Annotated in this window: 16 protein-coding genes; 7 read left to right on the top strand and 9 right to left on the bottom strand. The window is 64.9% G+C overall.

Annotation, left to right across the window (positions count from 1 at the left end; genetic code table 11):
• Nucleotides 1-66: 66 nt before the first annotated feature.
• Nucleotides 67-366 (top strand): hypothetical protein, encoded by a 300-nt coding sequence (locus tag HU772_RS14295; protein WP_186654517.1) that lies wholly within the window; start codon nt 67-69, stop codon nt 364-366.
• 152 nt (nt 367-518) lie between these two features.
• Here the strand turns inward: HU772_RS14295 and HU772_RS14300 are convergent, their stop codons facing one another.
• The 4 genes from HU772_RS14300 to HU772_RS14315 all read right to left on the bottom strand — a co-directional run bounded on the left by HU772_RS14300 (nt 519) and on the right by HU772_RS14315 (nt 5,884).
• Nucleotides 519-1,946 carry a sigma-54-dependent transcriptional regulator gene (locus HU772_RS14300; protein WP_186654512.1) on the bottom strand — a complete coding sequence of 476 codons (1,428 nt, stop codon included), beginning with the start codon at nt 1,944-1,946 and terminating at the stop codon, nt 519-521.
• Complete coding sequence (locus HU772_RS14305) at nt 1,915-3,408, bottom strand: sensor histidine kinase (protein ID WP_186654509.1); 1,494 nt, start codon at nt 3,406-3,408, stop codon at nt 1,915-1,917. The genes HU772_RS14300 and HU772_RS14305 overlap by 32 nt, the downstream gene beginning before the upstream one ends.
• A gap of 292 nt (nt 3,409-3,700) precedes the next feature.
• Nucleotides 3,701-5,149 carry a sensor histidine kinase gene (locus HU772_RS14310; protein ID WP_186654502.1) on the bottom strand — a complete coding sequence of 483 codons (1,449 nt, stop codon included), beginning with the start codon at nt 5,147-5,149 and terminating at the stop codon, nt 3,701-3,703.
• A gap of 126 nt (nt 5,150-5,275) precedes the next feature.
• On the bottom strand, nt 5,276-5,884 hold the full coding sequence (locus HU772_RS14315) for a lytic transglycosylase domain-containing protein (RefSeq protein WP_186654496.1): 609 nt from the start codon (nt 5,882-5,884) through the stop codon (nt 5,276-5,278).
• Nucleotides 5,885-6,071: 187 nt separating this feature from the next.
• Here HU772_RS14315 and gspG point away from each other — a divergent pair, with 187 nt between their 5' ends.
• Nucleotides 6,072-6,497 carry a type II secretion system major pseudopilin GspG gene (gene gspG / locus HU772_RS14320; protein ID WP_186654492.1) on the top strand — a complete coding sequence of 142 codons (426 nt, stop codon included), beginning with the start codon at nt 6,072-6,074 and terminating at the stop codon, nt 6,495-6,497.
• An 11-nt stretch (nt 6,498-6,508) separates the two neighbouring features.
• Nucleotides 6,509-7,687: a type II secretion system F family protein gene (locus HU772_RS14325; protein ID WP_186654476.1), complete on the top strand. Its 1,179-nt coding sequence runs from the start codon at nt 6,509-6,511 to the stop codon at nt 7,685-7,687.
• A 15-nt stretch (nt 7,688-7,702) separates the two neighbouring features.
• Here HU772_RS14325 and HU772_RS14330 read toward each other — a convergent pair whose 3' ends face one another.
• Nucleotides 7,703-8,617, bottom strand: a complete 915-nt coding sequence (locus tag HU772_RS14330; protein ID WP_186654471.1) for a site-specific integrase — start codon at nt 8,615-8,617, stop codon at nt 7,703-7,705.
• A 214-nt stretch (nt 8,618-8,831) separates the two neighbouring features.
• Here HU772_RS14330 and HU772_RS14335 point away from each other — a divergent pair, with 214 nt between their 5' ends.
• Both HU772_RS14335 and HU772_RS14340 read left to right on the top strand, forming a co-directional pair.
• Complete coding sequence (locus HU772_RS14335) at nt 8,832-10,013, top strand: NnrS family protein (RefSeq protein ID WP_186654459.1); 1,182 nt, start codon at nt 8,832-8,834, stop codon at nt 10,011-10,013.
• 78 nt (nt 10,014-10,091) lie between these two features.
• Nucleotides 10,092-10,739, top strand: a complete 648-nt coding sequence (locus HU772_RS14340) for a DUF1345 domain-containing protein (RefSeq protein WP_186654455.1) — start codon at nt 10,092-10,094, stop codon at nt 10,737-10,739.
• Here HU772_RS14340 and HU772_RS14345 read toward each other — a convergent pair.
• Nucleotides 10,665-11,894 (bottom strand): pyridoxal phosphate-dependent aminotransferase, encoded by a 1,230-nt coding sequence (locus HU772_RS14345; protein WP_186654452.1) that lies wholly within the window; start codon nt 11,892-11,894, stop codon nt 10,665-10,667. The genes HU772_RS14340 and HU772_RS14345 overlap by 75 nt on opposite strands.
• 298 nt (nt 11,895-12,192) lie before the next feature.
• Between HU772_RS14345 and HU772_RS14350 the strand changes: the two genes are divergently transcribed.
• The gene (locus HU772_RS14350; RefSeq protein ID WP_186654441.1) at nt 12,193-12,456 is read left to right on the top strand and encodes a DUF1652 domain-containing protein; all 264 of its coding nucleotides are present in this window, start codon (nt 12,193-12,195) and stop codon (nt 12,454-12,456) included.
• Here HU772_RS14350 and HU772_RS14355 read toward each other — a convergent pair.
• A complete protein-coding gene (locus HU772_RS14355; protein WP_186654436.1) occupies nt 12,453-14,537 on the bottom strand; it encodes a putative bifunctional diguanylate cyclase/phosphodiesterase in 2,085 nt (694 codons plus the stop codon). The two genes, HU772_RS14350 and HU772_RS14355, sit on opposite strands and share 4 nt — an antisense overlap.
• Before the next feature lie 287 nt (nt 14,538-14,824).
• Here HU772_RS14355 and HU772_RS14360 point away from each other — a divergent pair, with 287 nt between their 5' ends.
• A complete protein-coding gene (locus tag HU772_RS14360; RefSeq protein ID WP_186654425.1) occupies nt 14,825-15,106 on the top strand; it encodes a hypothetical protein in 282 nt (93 codons plus the stop codon).
• A 1-nt stretch (nt 15,107) separates the two neighbouring features.
• Here the strand turns inward: HU772_RS14360 and HU772_RS14365 are convergent, their stop codons facing one another.
• A complete protein-coding gene (locus HU772_RS14365) occupies nt 15,108-15,791 on the bottom strand; it encodes an alpha/beta hydrolase (protein WP_186654418.1) in 684 nt (227 codons plus the stop codon).
• Nucleotides 15,792-15,888: 97 nt separating this feature from the next.
• Nucleotides 15,889-16,704 carry a substrate-binding periplasmic protein gene (locus HU772_RS14370; RefSeq protein ID WP_186654411.1) on the bottom strand — a complete coding sequence of 272 codons (816 nt, stop codon included), beginning with the start codon at nt 16,702-16,704 and terminating at the stop codon, nt 15,889-15,891.
• Nucleotides 16,705-16,774: the final 70 nt, after the last annotated feature.

Below are 16,774 nucleotides of genomic sequence, written 5' to 3' on the forward strand. Positions count from 1 at the left end.
GGCCCAAGTGAGACAGAGGCCCTGCGCAGGCAGGGCCGCTTTCTCCGTCGCAAAGGAGCCTGCCCCATGAAACACGCCTTCCTCCTCGCCGCCCTGCTCGCCTCGCCCCTGGCCTTGGCCGTCGGCACTGGCGCCACCTACCCAGACGATCCGCACAATCCGGCGCCACAGCCGGGGGTCGATAGCACCCTCAATCCAATCGAGAAGCCCATGCCGCGCGATACCGACCCGCGGATCAAGGGCAATGACCCGGAAAGTCCGCCGGCCGAGCAGAACGATGATCGCGACCTGCCGGGGATGGACGGCAGCGGTTCGGAGGGGATGGGGCGTGGTGGCGATGGGGCAGGCAGCACGGGCAAGCCTTAACCCCTTTTACGCCCTCCTGTAGGAGCGGCCTTGCGCCGCGAAAGGGCCGTCCAGCGGCCCCAGCGACCTTCGCGGCAAAGCTAAACATGTGGGGCCGCTGTGCGGCCCTTTCGCGGCACAAGGCCGCTCCTACAGGGGGCGCGCTGGACTGGTCACCACTGGCGCTTGTCCGGTCGACTCAGCCCGAGTTTCTCGATCTTGTAGCGCAGCATGTCCCGCGAAAGGCCCAGCAATCGGGCCGACTTGGTGACATTCCAGTCGGTGCGGTCCAGCGTCCGGCAGACCATGTCGCGCTCCATGTCCGGCAAGCTGCCAGTCGCCTCCGGTTCATGGCGGTGCGCCTCGTACACCGCCATCGGCGCAGGCTGTAGCATCGGCTCGTCGACCAGGGTCATGCACAGGTTCAGCTGGTGCGCGCCGATTACCTCACTGGGCGCCAGCAGCACGGTCTGCTCGAGCATGTTACGCAGCTCGCGCACATTGCCTGGCCAACTGTAGCCAAGCATCAGCGCCTCGGCCTCGGCGGAGAACCGCAGGTTCGGTTTGCCATAGCGGCGCCCGTGGTGGGCCAGGAAATGCCGCGCCAGGCGCAGGATGTCCTGGCCACGGGCATACAGGCGCGGCACTTTCAAGGCGATGATGCGCAGGCGGAAGAACAGGTCACGACGGAACTTGCCCTGTTGCACCATCTGCTCCAGGTTGCAGTTGGTGGCACTGATCACCCGCAAGTCGACCTTGCGTTCCTTGACCGCGCCAATACGGCGGATAGTGCGATCCTCCAGCAACTTGAGCAGCTTGGCCTGCAGCACCAGGTCCATTTCGCCGATCTCGTCGAGGAACAAGGTGCCACCATCGGCTGCTTCGACCAGGCCCACGCGACGCTCCTTGGCATCGGTGAAGGCGCCTTTTTCATGGCCGAACAACTCGGCCTCCAGCAAGTTGGCCGGGATCGACGCGCAGTTGAACTCGATGAACGGCCCCTTGGCCCGACTACCGTCGAAGTGCAGGGCCCGGGCTACCAGCTCCTTGCCGGTGCCGGTCTCGCCTTCGACCAGTACCGGCGGCAGATCACCACTGGTCATGCGCTGCTCGGCGGCAAGCAACTGGCGCAGGGTGTGCTTGAGTTCGAGCATCGCCGGCGACTCGCCGATCAACGCTTGCAGGCCCGACCTCTGTGCCTCGCGCTCCTGGTAGAACGACAGCGTACGCTCCATGCGCTCGGTGGCCAGGGCCTTGTCCAGCATCAGCTTCAGCTCGGCCAGCACCACCGGTTTGGTCAGGTAGTGAAAAGCGCCCTCCTTCATGGCCAGCACGGCGTCTTCGACGTTGCCATAGCCGGTCATCATGATCACCTTCAGCTCCGGGGCCTGGGCCACCAGGGCGCGCAGCAGGTCGTGGCCACTCATGCCCGGCAGCGAGTTGTCGGTCAGCACCGCATCAGGCTGGACGCGCTTGATTTGCTCCAGCGCCAGCTCGGCGCTGTGGCACACCATGACCTCGAAGCCCTTGAGGCTCAGGTAGGTACGAATATTCTCGGCAAGGATTTCATCATCCTCGACCACCAGGATGCTGTGTTCCATGGTCCCCTCCCGCTGCGATATTGAAAGTCAGACTGACGCGGGTTCCTTCCTCTTCGCGACTGGTCAGTTCGACCGCGCCGCCAAAGCGTTCCATGATTCGTTTAACCAGGGCCAGGCCAACACCGAGTCCACCCTGCTTGGTGGTGAAGAACGGCTTGAACACCATGCGTCGCTGCTGCTCGCTCATGCCCTTGCCGGTATCGCTCAGTTGCAGTTGCACCTGCTGGCTCTCCAGCTGGCGTACTTCGGCACGCAGCTCGCCGCCCTTGGGCATGGCTTCCAGGGCATTGGCGAACAGGCTGTTGAGGATCTGCGTCAGTTGCAGTGGCTGGCTGGCCACCCACTGCGCCACTGGACCGTCGAAGCTGAAACGCACTTGGTTGCGCTCGATCTGCAGGGCGAAGGTCTGCCGGGTGTCCTCCAGGGCGGCCACCAGGTCCACCGCCTCGGGCTCGTCGCTGGTCGGGCGCAGCGACACCAGCAGGTCGCGGACCCAGCGCGACATGCGGTCGACCTGGGTAATGATGTCGCCGATGTTCTTCTGCGCCGCCGGGCTGGCGATGTCTTGCGCCAGCTCGGCGCTGGAGCGGATATTGGCCAGCGGATTGCGCAAGCTGTGGGCGACCGCCGAGGACATCTCGCCCAGGGCCACGTAGGTTTCGCTGGCCACCAGCCGGTCCTGCTGATGGCGCAGCAGGCTGGCGGCACGGCGCACGATCCAGAACAAGCCAAAGTAGATCAATGCACCGCCCACCAGGGTCGAGGCCCAGATCAGCACATAGCCCCGGTGGATGCGCCGCACCAGGTCCTGGGGCTCCTTGTAGATCTCGACCATGCTCAGCACCTGCTCGCCCTGGCTGTCGAACAGCGGGATGTAGTTCTCGATGAACAGGTGCCGGGGTTCACGCTGGAACTTCTGCTCCTCACGGTCCTCGTCGGCCTTGTGGTAGCTGGCCGACACCGACTTGCGCGAGCGGAAGGCCTGCTCGAGGTCGTCATCCTCCTCGATACGCTGACCTATCAGGTGTGGGTTAGTCGACCACACCACCGTGCGATCCCGGGCATAGACATTGGCCAGCAGGGTGTCGGGCAAGTGTTCGACATGATCGAGAAACTCCACGCGGGTGGCTTCGGCCAGTTGCGGGGTGAACTGCAGGTGCTGCTGGTCCAGGCGTGGGTCGAGCAGCTCGCCCATGGTCACCCCCGGCGGCAACTGCGAATGGCGTACCTCGGCCTGGGCCATGGCCTGGATGAACTGGGCGGTGAGCATGGCATCGCGCTCGACGCTGTCGCGCACCACGAAGCGCGTCGATACGTAACCCAGGCCACCGGCCACTGCCGCGATGATCAGCAGGCTGACCAGCGAGAACCAACGCAGCAGATTGAACTCGTGCAACGGCACGGCCAGGCCGCTGGCGGCTGGGGTGGTCTTGTCGGAGGCTTGGTGTTCGAGCGTCTGCATCGCGTCGTTCCCGCCTGGAAGCCGGTGAAAAACACCGGCACGCCGTCGCTACCCGAGGTAGCAAATGTATGGCAGAGGATCATGACGGAAGTCACAACCTATCGGCCTTGATGAGGTATAGCAAAAAGCTGGCCAGCACGAACAAAAAAACAAAAAAACATTTTACAACAACAAGTTAAATTAGCTTCCTAATGTCAATTAGCGAAAAATTCCCCACAAACGGGTAAAACCACCAAAAAATATTAAAAACCAATTTTTTCAACAACTTGCACGATAAATTAGATAAAAAGCTTTATATCTTGGCCACCCTGAAACTCAACGAAACCCGGGTCCCCACCCCTGCACGACTACTCAGTCTCACCGAGCCTCCGAAGCGCTCCATGATTCGCTTGACCAGTACCAGCCCAACCCCAAGGCCGCCCTGCTTGGTGGTGAAGAATGGCCGGAAAGCCAGGCGCTGCTGCTGCTCGCTCATGCCCTTGCCGGTGTCCGACACACGCAAGGTCAAGCCCCGCCGGTCATGCCGCACCACCTCGATCCGCAGTTCGCCGCCCGGCTCCATCGACTCCAACGCGTTGGCGATCAGGCTGCTGAAGATCTGCCCCAGTAACGCGGGGTGCCCCAGCACCTGCACCCGCGGCACCTCGGCCACGGACAGGCGGAACCCGCCACGGGTAAGCGTCGCGGCAAATGCCTGCAAGCTGTCGTCCAGCACCTGGGCCACATCCACGGGCTGTGCTTCGTCATTGAGCGGACGCAACGACTGCAGCAGCTCGCGCACCCACTGCGACATGCGGTCGACCTGGTTGATGATGTCGTTGATGTTCTTCTGCGCCGGCCCTTCGTCGAATGCCTGGGCCAACTCGGCGCTGGAACGAATGCTGGCCAGGGGATTGCGCAAGCTGTGGGCCACCGCCGAGGACACTTCACCCAGGGCCACGAAGGTCTCGCTACCGATCAGACGCCTCTGTTGCACCGCCATCACCCGCGCGGCCCGGCGCATGATGCCGTACAGCCCGATATAGACCAGCCCCGCCCCCACCGCGATGGCCAGCCAGATCAGCATCAAGCCATGCTCGATGCGCACGATCAGGTCGTGGGGCTCCTTGTAGATCTCGACCATGGCCGTGACATTCTCGCCATCGGCATCGAACAGCGGGATGTAGTTCTCGATGAACAACTGCTCGGGTGGGGTGACGAACTTCTGCTCGCTGCGCGCCTGTTCGAAGTCATGGTAGCTGGCCGACACCCGCATCTTGTATTCGAAGGCCCGGTCGAGGTCGTCGTCCGACTCGATCAGGTGGCCGATCAGGGCGGGGTTGCTCGACCAGATCACCGTGCGGTCCGGGGCGTAGATATTGGCCAAGAGCATGTCCGGCAGGTGGGCGATGTGGTCGAGGAACTCGCCGCGGGCCTTGCGCCGGGCCTCGGGGTCGACATCCGGCATGCCATGGTCGGTGCGCGGATCGAGCAGTTCACCCATGGTGCGCACATTAGGGATCGACACATGACGCACCTCGGCATCGGCGATGGAGGTGATGAACTGGGCTGTGAGCAGCGCGTCGCGCTCGACGCTCTCGTGGATGATGAAGCGGCTGGAGATCAGGCCCAGGCCCACTGCCACCGAGACGATGATCGCCAGGCTGACCCAGGCGTACCAGCGCAGCAGGTTGAACGGCCTGGGCGCCGCGCTGGGATCGGCGGCGGGCACGGCGGTATCGGGACGAGGGGCGAGGTCCATGGCGGGCTCCGCGGCTGGGCACCTCTACAGGTTATAGCCCAGAGTCGGGGAGTCCATGGGGCCCCGGGCGGCTAATGGTCGTGTTGGCGCCACCCGGCCGCTCAAGGCTGGCATCGAACACCCTGATCACAACGGCGAATCCTCGGCCAGCCCGCGCAGCAGTCGATACTCGCGCAACACCGTCGGTACATAGCGCTGGGTCTCGGCGAACGGCGGCACTACCCGTCCCCGACTCAACACCGCATCCGGCCCGGCATTGTAGGCGGCCACCGCCAGGGTGATGTCGTTGTCGAACAAGGTCAACATACGCTTGAGATAGCGGGCACCGCCGCGCACATTGGCCTCGGGGTCGAGCACATCCTTGACGCCCATCTCCTTCGCCGTGTCCGGCATCAGTTGCATCAGCCCGGCCGCGCCCTTGGCCGAACGCGCCTTGGGGTTGTAGCCGGACTCGGCCTTGATCAGCGCATGCAACAGCGCCTGCGGCACATCGCTGGCCAACGCGGCGGCAGCCACCACGTCGGCATAGGGCCGCCCGGTGACCAGTTGCGCATTGGCCGGCGCGCCGGCGCTGCCGGCCTCGCTGATTACCCGATCATAGTGCCGTCCTGGCCGATGCACATTGGACAGCACAAAGCCGCCCTTGCCGTCGCTGGAGATGTACACATCGGCCGGGGCGTCCAGCGCCACCAGCCCCGCCACCAGCCCGGTCAATCCCAGGATCAGTCCACGCATGTCGGTCGCCTCCCCGCCGTGTGGCCCCACTATTGGGGAAAATGCCCCGCGAAGCCGGGCTTTGCAGCGGTGACGCAAGCTGCGTGCCGCTTGCCATCGTGCTTCGTGCAAGGGCCCGAGGCAGACGTGCACGGCTGTTGCATGGCAGCCGATGCAGCATGCCCGCCCCTGCAACGGAGGATTCACCATGCGCCGCAACAACACTCTGCAACGTGGCTTCACCCTGCTCGAACTGTTGGTGGTGCTGGTGGTGCTCGGCCTGCTGGCCGGCATCGTCGCGCCCAAGTACTTCAGCCAGTTGGGTCGTTCCGAGGCCAAGGTGGCGCGGGCGCAGATCGAGGGCCTGGGCAAGGCCCTGGACCTGTACCGCCTGGAAGTCGGCCATTACCCCAGCAGCGAGCAAGGCCTGCAGGCGCTGGTGGCCGCGCCCAGCGGCGAAGCACGCTGGTCCGGCCCCTACCTGCAGAAGGCCGTGCCCCAGGACCCGTGGGGTCGCCCCTACATCTACAAGCAACCCGGCGAAAATGGCGGCGAATACGACCTGCTGTCCATGGGCAAGGACGGCCAGCCCGGCGGTGACGGGGAGAATGCCGAGATCACCAGCTGGCAATGAGGAGCCCGGCCATGCGCTATCAGCTCAAGGCCCTGGGCAGCCAGGGCGTGGTGCAACTCCAGGTGGAGGCCGAGGACATCGACCAGGCCCGACGCCAGGCCGAGGATCAGGGTTTGCGCGTACTCAGCGTGCGCAGCCGTGGCCTGGGCCTCAGGCGCCGCGCCGCGGCCTTCGACCTGGTGCTGTTCAGCCAGGAGCTCGGCACCCTGCTCACCGCGGGCCTGCCGTTGATCGACGCCCTGGAAAGCCTCGCCGAGAAAGCCCCCGGCGGTACCGCGCGCAAGACCCTCGAGCAGCTGGTACGCCAGCTCTACGAGGGGCGCTCGCTGTCCCAGGCCCTGAGCCAGCAGCCCCAGGTGTTCCCCGCCTTGTACGTGGCCCTGGTGCAATCCAGCGAGCGCACCGGCGCGCTGGGTGACGCCCTGGCCCGCTACATCGGCTATCGCCAGCGGCTCGACCTGGTGCGCCAGAAGCTGGTCGGCGCCTCGGTCTACCCCGTGCTGCTGTTGCTGGTCGGCGGCGGCGTGGTGCTGTTCCTGCTGGGTTACGTGGTGCCGCGCTTCAGCCTGGTGTTCGAGGGCATGGGCAGCGAACTGCCCTGGATGTCGCGGGTATTGATGCAGATTGGCCTGTTCCTGCACGCGCAGCAGCTGCCTCTGGGGTTGGCCAGCCTCGCCGGCATCGGCGCCCTGGTCGCCCTGCGCCGCCATCCCGCCGTGCGGCGCTGGGCCAGCCGCCAGCTGCGGCGCATTCCAGCCTTGCAGCACCGCCTGGTGATGTACGAGTTGGCGCGTTTCTATCGCTCGCTGGGGATTCTCCTGCAGGGCGGCATCCCCATCCTCACGGCCCTGGGCATGGCCCGAGGCCTGCTCGGCAGCGCCGCCAGCGAAGGCCTCGAGCACGCCACCCGGCGCGTCGCTGAAGGCCTGGCGTTGTCGGACGCGCTGGAGGCCGGGCAACTGGTGACCCCCGTGTCGTTGCGCCTGCTGCGCGCCGGGGAGCAGTCGGGCAACCTGGGCGAGATGCTCGAGCGTTGCGCCGACTTCCACGACCAGGAGATCGGCCGCTGGGTGGAATGGTTCGTGAAATTGTTCGAGCCGCTGCTGATGACCTTCATCGGCCTGCTGATCGGGCTGATCGTGATCCTGATGTACATGCCGATCTTCGAATTGGCCTCGAGCATCCACTGAGGCTTGTGCGGCGGCTCAGTAGTCGAAGCGCTCCACCGCCCGCCGTCGCTCGTTGTCGTCGCGCCGGTCATAGCCGGCGGTGGTCTGGATATTGGCGTGATGCGCCAGTTTCTGCGCGATCGACAGGTCGTGCTCCTCGATCACCCGGGTAATGAACGCCCGACGGAAATCATGGGGCATGATCTTCGCGCCGACCTGCGCCCCGCGCTGGCGGGCGATGTAGTAGATGGCGTGCTTGGTGATCCGTGCCCGGGTGATATGACTGCCACGGCGGATGCGGTTGAACAGGAAGCTATCGTCGCGCTCACCCTCGGCCAGGTGCTGACGCCGCAGGTCGAGCCAGGCCTGCAGTTTGTCGAAGGCCCAGGCCGGGGCGTACTTGATCAACTGGCGATTGCCCTTGGCCAGCACCTGCACACAGCGCTCCTGGAAATCCACCTGGGCCAGGTCTACATCCACCGACTCCGATTTGCGCATGCCGGTGCCGTACAGCAGCGCCAGGATCGCCGCATCGCGCACGCCCTGCGGACGTGGGTCGGCGGCGCAGACGTCCATCAACTCGCGGATCAAGCTGCGGCGCAGGTTGCGCCCCGGCGGCAGGCGGCTGCCGCTGGCCGGTTTGATCTCGCGAATCTTCAGCAGTTGCTCATGTTCGATCAGGCCCTGGCGCCACGCCTCGTTCATCACCCCCCGCACGGCATTGACGTACAGCGACGAGGTATTGGGCGCATAACCGTCGGCACGCAACGCCGCCACCAAGGCAATCACATGGCCGGGCTCGAGATGATGCCAAGGCACCTCGGCGATATCGCAGTCGACGAAGCCCAGGCGGTCGGCGGCATCCTGGAGGATGTAGCGCATGGTCAACTGGCTGGAGGGCGCCAGGCGGGCGAGGTATTGCAGCAGCGGGTTGCGCAGAAGATCGGTCACAACGGGGATCCTGTAGCGAAGCGACCTGGCGAGGTTAAAGCCAAGGCCGTGCAAAGCGAGTCTTATTGACAGCAGTCAATGTCAAAATGACTACAAACCTTAGAGTCATAATGACTCACGACAGTGCCATTGCCTTGATATTAAAGGGTTTAGCCGATGGCACGCTTCGTGATGGTACCCCATTCAACCTTTCTGATCGAACCAAGGTCCCGTCATGCTCGTCCAGCCCGTTACCGCTCGTCCGCGCCAGGCACTCTGGGCACTAGGGTTCCGTCCCTTCTTCCTTGGCGGCAGCCTGTTTGCCCTGCTCGCCTTGCTGCTGTGGGCCGGCGTGCTGGTCGGCGCGCTGCAGCCCAACCCACCCGGAGGCATGCTGGCCTGGCACCGGCACGAGATGCTGTTCGGCTTCGCCGCCGCCATCATTGCCGGTTTCCTACTGACCGCGGTACAGAACTGGAGCGGCATCCCCGGCCTCGGCGGTCGACCGTTGCAAGGCCTGTTTCTACTCTGGCTGCTGGGCCGGGCCAGCTGGTTCCTGCTCCTGCCGGCCTGGCTGATACTGTTGATCCAGGGTGCCTTCTTGCCGCTGGTGGCCTTGGCCCTGGCCAGGCCGATCATCCGGCGACGCCTGCGCAACAACTACCCGATCGTCATCCTGGTGCTGCTGATCGGCGCCTGCCAGTGGCTGACCCTGGCCGGTTGGCTGACTCAGAACGAAACCTGGCAACGCCGCGGCGTGCTCGCCGGGCTGTGGCTGGTGGCGGCGATGATGAGCGTGCTGGGCGGCCGGGTGATCCCGTTCTTCACCCGCCGCGGCCTGGGCAACCTGAGCCCGACACCTGCGCGGCCCTGGCTGGACCGAGCCTGCCTGGCCTGCAGCGTGGCGCTGCCGCTCAGCTACGTGGTCGGCCTCAATGACCGACCGCAGCCACCGATGGCGCTGCTGTTTGCCGCCCTGGCGCTGTTGCATGGCGCGCGCCTGGTGTTGTGGCACGACCGCGGCCTGTGGCGAGTACCGCTGCTGTGGTCGCTGCACCTGGCCTACGCCTGGCTGATACCGGCCTGCCTGGGGCTGGCCCTGTGGCATGCCGGGGTGGCGATCAACCCGAGTTTGGCGACCCATGCCCTGACGGTGGGCGCGATGACCGGGCTGATCGTGGCGATGATGGCGCGGGTCAGCCTGGGCCATACCGGGCGCCCGCTGCAGGTGCCGCGCAGCATTGGCTGGGCGTTTGCGCTGATCCAGCTGGCGGCGCTGGCCCGGGTGCTGGTGGTACCGTTCACGTCCCTGGCGCTGGAGTTGTCGGTATTACTCGGCAGTGGCGCGTTGCTCATCTTCTTGTGGCACTACCTGCCGATCCTGACCCGGCCACGGGTAGATGGCATGCCGGGCTGATTCAGGAGACACCGGCTTCGCCGGCAACCCGCAGGCCATGGTCTACAGTTGCACAGATCCCCCCGGCAACGAGGCACCATGGCTTTCCTTCGACTCACCCGCACCCATCCCCGCCTGAGCTTCGCCACGTTGGCCGGCCTGCTCGGTGGCTGGCTGATCCCAGCCGACGATAGTGTGCAACACATCCTCGCTGGCTGGAACCTCGGCGTCTGGCTCTACCTGCTGATGGTGCTGTGGCTGAGCCTGCGGGCCAATGCCGAGCAGGTGCGCAAAGTGGCCCGCCTGGAGGACGAGAACGCCGGCCTGGTATTGATCACCGTGTGCGTCTCGGCCATCGCCAGCCTCGCCGCAGTCACCTTGCAACTGGTCTCCAGCCGGGGTCTGGAAGGCAGCGCACTAGCCCTGCACTACCTGTATACCGGGTTGACGGTGGCGGGCTCATGGCTGCTGATCGGCTGCATCTTCAGCCTGCACTATGCCCGGTTGTTCTATACCGGCGACCGCCACGAACCACCGTTGCGCTTCGCCGATGGCGAACGCAACCCCGACTACTGGGACTTCCACTACTTCTCGTTCACCATCAGCGTCGCGGTGCAGACCTCCGATATCGGCGTCGCCGGCCGCGCCATGCGCCGTGTGGTACTGGCCCACTCATTGGTAGGCTTCGTGTTCAACACGGCGATTCTCGGCTTCACCATCAACATTGCCGCCGGCCTGCTCAACTAACACACGCTGTGCGCACGCCACGATGCGCCGGCACACCTCTTCAAGTGCCTCGACCGCCAGCACCAGGCCCAGCCGCACATGCCCCGCCGCGCTGAGGCCGAAGGCATCGCCGGGCAGCAGCGCCACGCCCTCCTCGTCCAGCAGGCGCTGGGCGAAGGCCTGGGCGCCAAGCCCGGTGCCACGGATGTCAAGCATCACGAACATGCCGCCAGCCGGCCGCTGGGCGCAAACCCCAGGGCAGCCTTCGAGCAAGGCGCAGACCCGGTCGCGCCGCTGCCGGTAGGTCTCACGCATCCGTCGCACCTGCGGCCAGTCCTGCTCCAGCGCCACGCAGGCCGCCTGCATGACGAACTCCGGCAAGCCGAACAGCATGGCCATGGCCAGGTTGCCCAGGTGCCCGGCCAGCGCTGGCGGGCCGATCACCCAGCCAACCCGCCAACCACTCATGGCATGGGACTTGGACAGGCTGTCGATGACCACGCAGCGCTCGGCCATGCCAGGCAGGGTCAACGGGCTCGGTGCCTTGCCGTCATACTGCAACCCTCGGTATACCTCATCGCACACCAGCCACAGATCATGGGCCCGGCAAAGCTCGGCCAGTTGCGCCAGCGCCGCGCCGCTTATGACCGCCCCGGTGGGATTGTGTGGGCTGTTGAGCAGCAGCCCGCGCGTACGCGGCGTGATGGCCCGCGCCACGGCCTGCGGATCCAGGCGAAAGCCCTGCTCCGGCTTGACCGACACCTGGACTGCCCGGGCACCGCAGGCCCCGAGCACCGCGTGATAGGTCACGTACATGGGCTCGGCCACGATCACCTCGTCTGCTGCTTCGAACAGGCACTGGCAGGTGGCATACAAGGCGCACTGCGCTCCGGCGGTCACCACCACCTGCTGCGGGTCCAGTGCCAGGCCACTGTGGCGCACGATGGCCTGGCGCAGGGCCAGGCTGCCGCGCACATCGCTGTAGTGCGTTTCCCCTCGGCGCAGGCTGGCCACGGCGGCCTCGACCACCGGGGCCGGGGTGTCGAAATCAGGGTCGCCCACCGACAGCAGGAACACCTCGCGCCCCTGCTCGCGCAAGGCCAAGGCCTGGTAATGGATATCCCAGGCCGAGGCAGCGTCGCCGGCGATCCGTTGGGTAAGCGTGGAATATCGCATGGCTACCTCCCTGTCTGCCCGCTCGGCGCCGCTGGTCCGAAAAGCGTTGCCGGTAAACATAGCAGAGCCCGGTCCCCTGCCAGCCTGCGGCCCTAGGGGAAAACGTTTGCCCTGGCCAATGGCCGCCAGCCGGTCAGTGTGACGGGACTGTGACCGCCGTCATGCATTAGTACATTTGCCATATTTTCCAGGGAACACTGCCATGGCAGGTGCTATGTTTAAGGTCCCGATGGCCAGGATGGCCACACTGGCAGCACTGCGCACTCACCGCGTTCAGGACACGAACAAGGAGGCTGGCATGAACAAGATGACGTTCCCCAACGCCTGCCAGGTGATGCGTTGGCATTTCCATCCGCTGGGCTTCGAAGCCAGCATGGATGCGCCACGCAGCATGGTCGCCCGGCTGTTCGACCGGGCCACTGGCGAAACCCTGCTGGCGGTGGCCGGCATTCCCTGCGCCACGGTCATGCCTGCGGCCGATGTCGAACGGATCATCGAGGCGGTGGAGGCCGAGATGGACACCTTCGACCTGCTCGCCAGCCCGCTGCGCAGCGCGGTCTAGCCCGCCTGCTGCCGCGCCCGCAGCGCCTGCAAACCTGTCATGAACTGCTCGGCCGGCACCGGCTGGCCGAGCAGGTAGCCCTGTAGCGAATCACACCCCAGGCGGGTCAGGAAGTCCTGCTGGCGATCGGTCTCCACCCCTTCGGCGACGATGCGCAGCCCCAGCGCCTGGCCGAGGGCGACGATGGCCGAGACGATCGCCGCGTCATCGCTGTCCTGCTCCAGGTCGCGAACGAAACCACGATCGATCTTCAGCTCGTTGGCCGGCAAGCGCTTGAGATACATCAGGCTGGAATAACCAGTGCCGAAGTCATCAATGGACAGGTCAACACCCATGTCCGACAGCCGTTGCAGCACGTGCAGGCTGGCATCAGCATCGCGCATGGCAGTGGTCTCGGTGATTTCCAGGGTCAGCCGGTTGGCCGGCAGGCTGTTGTCGGCCAAGGCAGCGGCAACACTGTCGACCAACCCGGCATGGCAGAACTGGATCGCCGAGAGGTTGACCGCGATACGCCAGTCGTCATGCCCTTCGTCCATCCACTGACGCATCTGCCGGCACGCCTCGCTTAATACCCACTCACCGATGGGAATGATCAAGCCGGTCTTCTCGGCCAGGCCGATGAAGCGGTCCGGCAGCATCAGGCCGTGTTGCGGATGCTCCCAGCGCAGCAACGCCTCGGCACCGATGGGCTGGCGCTGCACGGCGTCGAACTTGGGCTGGTAGTGCAAGCGGAACTGGTTGTGTTCCAGGGCCGTGCGCAAGTCCTGGAGCAATTGCAGCTGCTGGCGTGCATTGCTGTTCATCGACGCGTCGAAGAAGCTGTAGCCGTTCTTGCCGGCGCTCTTGGCGTGGTACATGGCGGCGTCGGCGTTGCGTAGCAACTCGTGCTGGTCCAGGCCATTGCCCGGGTACAGGACGATGCCCAGGCTCGCCGACAGCTGCAGGTCGTGTTCGGCCACGCGGAACGGCTTGGCCATCAGGTTGACCTGCTTGACCGCGACATTCATGGCATCGTCTGGCTCGTCCAGTTCCACCAGCAGCACGAACTCGTCGCCGCCGATCCGCGCCAGGGTGTCCTGGCTGTGCAGATGGCCGCGCAGGCGCGCCGCCACGGCCTTGAGCAACAGGTCGCCGACATGGTGGCCGAAGGCATCGTTGACTGGCTTGAAGCCGTCCAGGTCGATGAACATCAAGGCAAAGCAACCGCCCTGCTCCGCCACCCGGCCGATAGCCTGCTCGATCCGGTCGGCCAGCAGCGTGCGGTTGGGCAACCCGGTCAGGGTGTCGTGCAAGGCCAGCTGGGTCAGTTCCTGGTTGGCCAGGGTCAGCGAACGGGCCAGTTCCGCGGTACGCGCCTCCAGGCGCGCATCGAGCACCGAGGTCAGCAGGGCCACCGACAGCACCGCCAGGGTGGTGATCAGCACCAGGTAGTCCAGGCCATCGCCCGCCAGGCCCGTGGTCAACGCGCCACAGAAGCTGCCTTCGGGGAAATTGGCCGCGGCCATGCCGGTGTAGTGCATGCCGACGATGGCGATGCCCATCACCACCGCCGCCACACCACGAATCTGCCGCACGTATGGCGTGTGCTGGCGCAGGCGGAAGGCAATCCACAGCGCGGCGGCCGACGCCCCTACCGCTATGGCCAGCGAGGCACCGAACAGGGTCGGGTCGTAGTCGATGCCCGGCTGCATGCGCAGCGCCGCCATGCCCATGTAGTGCATGCAGGCGATACCGGTGCCCATGATCAGCGCCCCGAACGCCAGCTGCAGCAGCGGCAGCTTCGGCTGGCTCACCAGCCACAGGGCAAAGCCCGAGGACGCCACCGCGATCAGTAGCGACAGCGCCGTGAGCACCGCGTCATAGCCCAGTTCGATGGGCAAGCTGAAGGCGAGCATGCCGATGAAGTGCATCGACCAGATGCCGATACCCATGGCGAACGCCCCGCCAGCCATCCACAGGTACACCGCGCGCCCCTTGGCCGTGGCAATGCGTCCGGTCAGATCCAGGGCGGTATAAGAGGCAAGAATGGCCACGCACAGGGAGATCAACACCAGCGAGGAGGAATAACTACCGATCAGCATGCGTACTTCCAGGAGCGGGCCGAGGGAGGGCCCGAAAAAGCCGATAATTGTACTCAAGCTTTAGCGAAACGCACGGGGTTTTCACTGGCAAGGATGGATCCAATATATGGCTATAGGCGTTGCCAGGCTTGAGGTAGAGCACTTTCGCGGAGCAATAGAGGCATATTGCCATTTATCGATTGTTCTCCCCGGACACGGGCGCACGCTGCAATCCACCACCCCGAACGAAGCGACTCCCGCTAGACTGAGCAGGCCAACACTCGACTATCGACCTTCAGGAGCTCGCGATGGCCACCCTGCCCAGGCGCATCCCTTTGCTCGTCCTCACCTTGTTCGCCATGGCCGTGGTTGTAGGTTGTTCCAGCAAGCACAACAGCAACCGCTACGCGGCCCAAGGCTCCAAATGCTACGCCAAAGCCCTGCCCAGCAGCGGCGAAGGCGGCCTGGCATTCGGCCCGACCCTGGCCATGGCCAGCAAGAAGTCACTGGACAGCTGCGTGCGCTACGCCAGCCGCTCGGGCGGTACACCACGCACCTGCCAGGTCGTGGTCGCCAAGTGCAAAGGCTGAATCAGCCCAAGGCTTCGTAGATCAACCCAGCGACCTCCTTCGCCCGGGATGCCAGCGAAGCATGGCTGGCCTCCAGCGTAAGGGTCTTGCGTGGACTCATCCGCGCCGCCATGCGCTGCTGATTCTCGGGCGCGATCATGTGATCGTCGCTGGAAATCTGATACCAGGCAGGCTTGTGCTTCCAGGCCGGATCGCTGACTACGTCAGCAAAAGTACTCGCCAGCGGCGCCTTCTGCGTCACGGCCATGACCAGCGCCTCATCGGCCGCAAGGTCCTGGCAAAAACTTTCGTGGAACTTGTCAGCCTTGATCCACAGGTAACCGTCGCTGTCCGGCGCGAGGTTGGCCACCGCCTTGGGGATATGCTGCTGGGTAAGCCCGCCAGGGCTTTCGCCTGCATCTGGCGCAAAGGCCGCGATAAACACCAGGCCCACCACATTGGGCTGATTGCCAGCCTGGGTAATCACCGCCCCACCATAGGAATGCCCTACCAACAACACCGGCCCCTGGACCTGCGCCACCATCTTGCGAGTGCGCTCGGCATCGTCGGCCAGGGAGGTCAAGGGCAGCTCCACCGCGCGAATATCATTGATGCCCCTGCCCGCCAATTCGACGATCACCTTGCCCCAATGGGCGGCCCCGCCCCAGAAACCATGTACCAATACGACAGTTGGCTTGCTGCTCATGAAGAAGTGCCTCAGCGAGTGATTGTGCGCGAGGCAACAGCTTAGGCCACCCATCCAAGGGCATTAGATCAAAGCCATTGGCTGCGGCCTTGGCTAATTACCGCACGGATTCGACTTGCTGGCGTCGCCAGCGCTCCAGGTTCTGCTCCACCAGTTGCCCCGGCAACGGCCCGGCCACCAGTTCGCTCATCTTGCGCGCCAGCTTTTCCCGTAGCGCCGGCACATTGCAACCAGATTTGCGGGACAACGCCAGGTACAAACCTTCGCTTGAGATCGGCGGATCGAGGATATCCAACGCCTCGTCTTTATCCAGAGTGCGGGCCAGGGCGAGGCCGGGGTATTGCTCGAAGACCACATAGTCGCTACGCCTCAGCAGCAATTTCTGGAACGCCTGCGAGGCGCTGGGCACTGCCTCCAGGTTCAACTGGGCACGGGCATAGTCGTCGAAGGCCTGGCCGTGGCTGTTGTTGACCAGGGTCCCGCCACGTCGGCCCTTGAGGTCGGACCAGTCGTTGTAGGTGAAACCTTCGCCCTTACGCACCCAGGCCACGCTGGAGGTGTAGAGAAATGGCGGGCTGATGAAGTCGGTCACCAGCTCGCGCGCGTTGGTGCGGAAATACCCGGCCAACAGGTCTACACGCCCGGTGTTGACCTCTTCCTGAGCCCGCGACCACGGCCCCACATACACCACATCCACCACCAACCCCAGCGCCTTGGCCAGGTGCTTGAGCAGGTCGGCGTTGGCGCCGATCAACTGCCGGGGATTTTCTGGGTCACGCCAGAGATATGGGGGGTATTCCGGATTGCCGGTGGCCGTGAGGTGCTGGCAATCGCCCGCGGCCAGCGCAGCCTGGGACAGCCAGACCATGACGAGCGTCAACAACGCAGGCAGGGCCAGACGGCGTTCGCTCATTGTCTTCCTCACCCTATGCAATTGCGCCACTGGCAACGTGGCTGCACATAGTGTGCACGAGAAATGGCCG

The sequence above is a fragment of the Pseudomonas xantholysinigenes genome (assembly GCF_014268885.2).
Lineage (GTDB): Bacteria > Pseudomonadota > Gammaproteobacteria > Pseudomonadales > Pseudomonadaceae > Aquipseudomonas > Aquipseudomonas xantholysinigenes.

Bases quoted from the DNA above. Each gene is read 5' to 3' on its own strand.
- HU772_RS14295 (WP_186654517.1), top strand. From the start codon at position 67: ATGAAACACGCCTTCCTCCTCGCCGCCCTGCTCGCCTCGCCCCTGGCC.
- HU772_RS14300 (WP_186654512.1), bottom strand. From the start codon at position 1,946: ATGGAACACAGCATCCTGGTGGTCGAGGATGATGAAATCCTTGCCGAG.
- HU772_RS14305 (WP_186654509.1), bottom strand. From the start codon at position 3,408: ATGCAGACGCTCGAACACCAAGCCTCCGACAAGACCACCCCAGCCGCC.
- HU772_RS14310 (WP_186654502.1), bottom strand. From the start codon at position 5,149: ATGGACCTCGCCCCTCGTCCCGATACCGCCGTGCCCGCCGCCGATCCC.
- HU772_RS14315 (WP_186654496.1), bottom strand. From the start codon at position 5,884: ATGCGTGGACTGATCCTGGGATTGACCGGGCTGGTGGCGGGGCTGGTG.
- gspG (WP_186654492.1), top strand. From the start codon at position 6,072: ATGCGCCGCAACAACACTCTGCAACGTGGCTTCACCCTGCTCGAACTG.
- HU772_RS14325 (WP_186654476.1), top strand. From the start codon at position 6,509: ATGCGCTATCAGCTCAAGGCCCTGGGCAGCCAGGGCGTGGTGCAACTC.
- HU772_RS14335 (WP_186654459.1), top strand. From the start codon at position 8,832: ATGCTCGTCCAGCCCGTTACCGCTCGTCCGCGCCAGGCACTCTGGGCA.
- HU772_RS14340 (WP_186654455.1), top strand. From the start codon at position 10,092: ATGGCTTTCCTTCGACTCACCCGCACCCATCCCCGCCTGAGCTTCGCC.
- HU772_RS14345 (WP_186654452.1), bottom strand. From the start codon at position 11,894: ATGCGATATTCCACGCTTACCCAACGGATCGCCGGCGACGCTGCCTCG.
- HU772_RS14350 (WP_186654441.1), top strand. From the start codon at position 12,193: ATGAACAAGATGACGTTCCCCAACGCCTGCCAGGTGATGCGTTGGCAT.
- HU772_RS14355 (WP_186654436.1), bottom strand. From the start codon at position 14,537: ATGCTGATCGGTAGTTATTCCTCCTCGCTGGTGTTGATCTCCCTGTGC.
- HU772_RS14360 (WP_186654425.1), top strand. From the start codon at position 14,825: ATGGCCACCCTGCCCAGGCGCATCCCTTTGCTCGTCCTCACCTTGTTC.
- HU772_RS14365 (WP_186654418.1), bottom strand. From the start codon at position 15,791: ATGAGCAGCAAGCCAACTGTCGTATTGGTACATGGTTTCTGGGGCGGG.
- HU772_RS14370 (WP_186654411.1), bottom strand. From the start codon at position 16,704: ATGAGCGAACGCCGTCTGGCCCTGCCTGCGTTGTTGACGCTCGTCATG.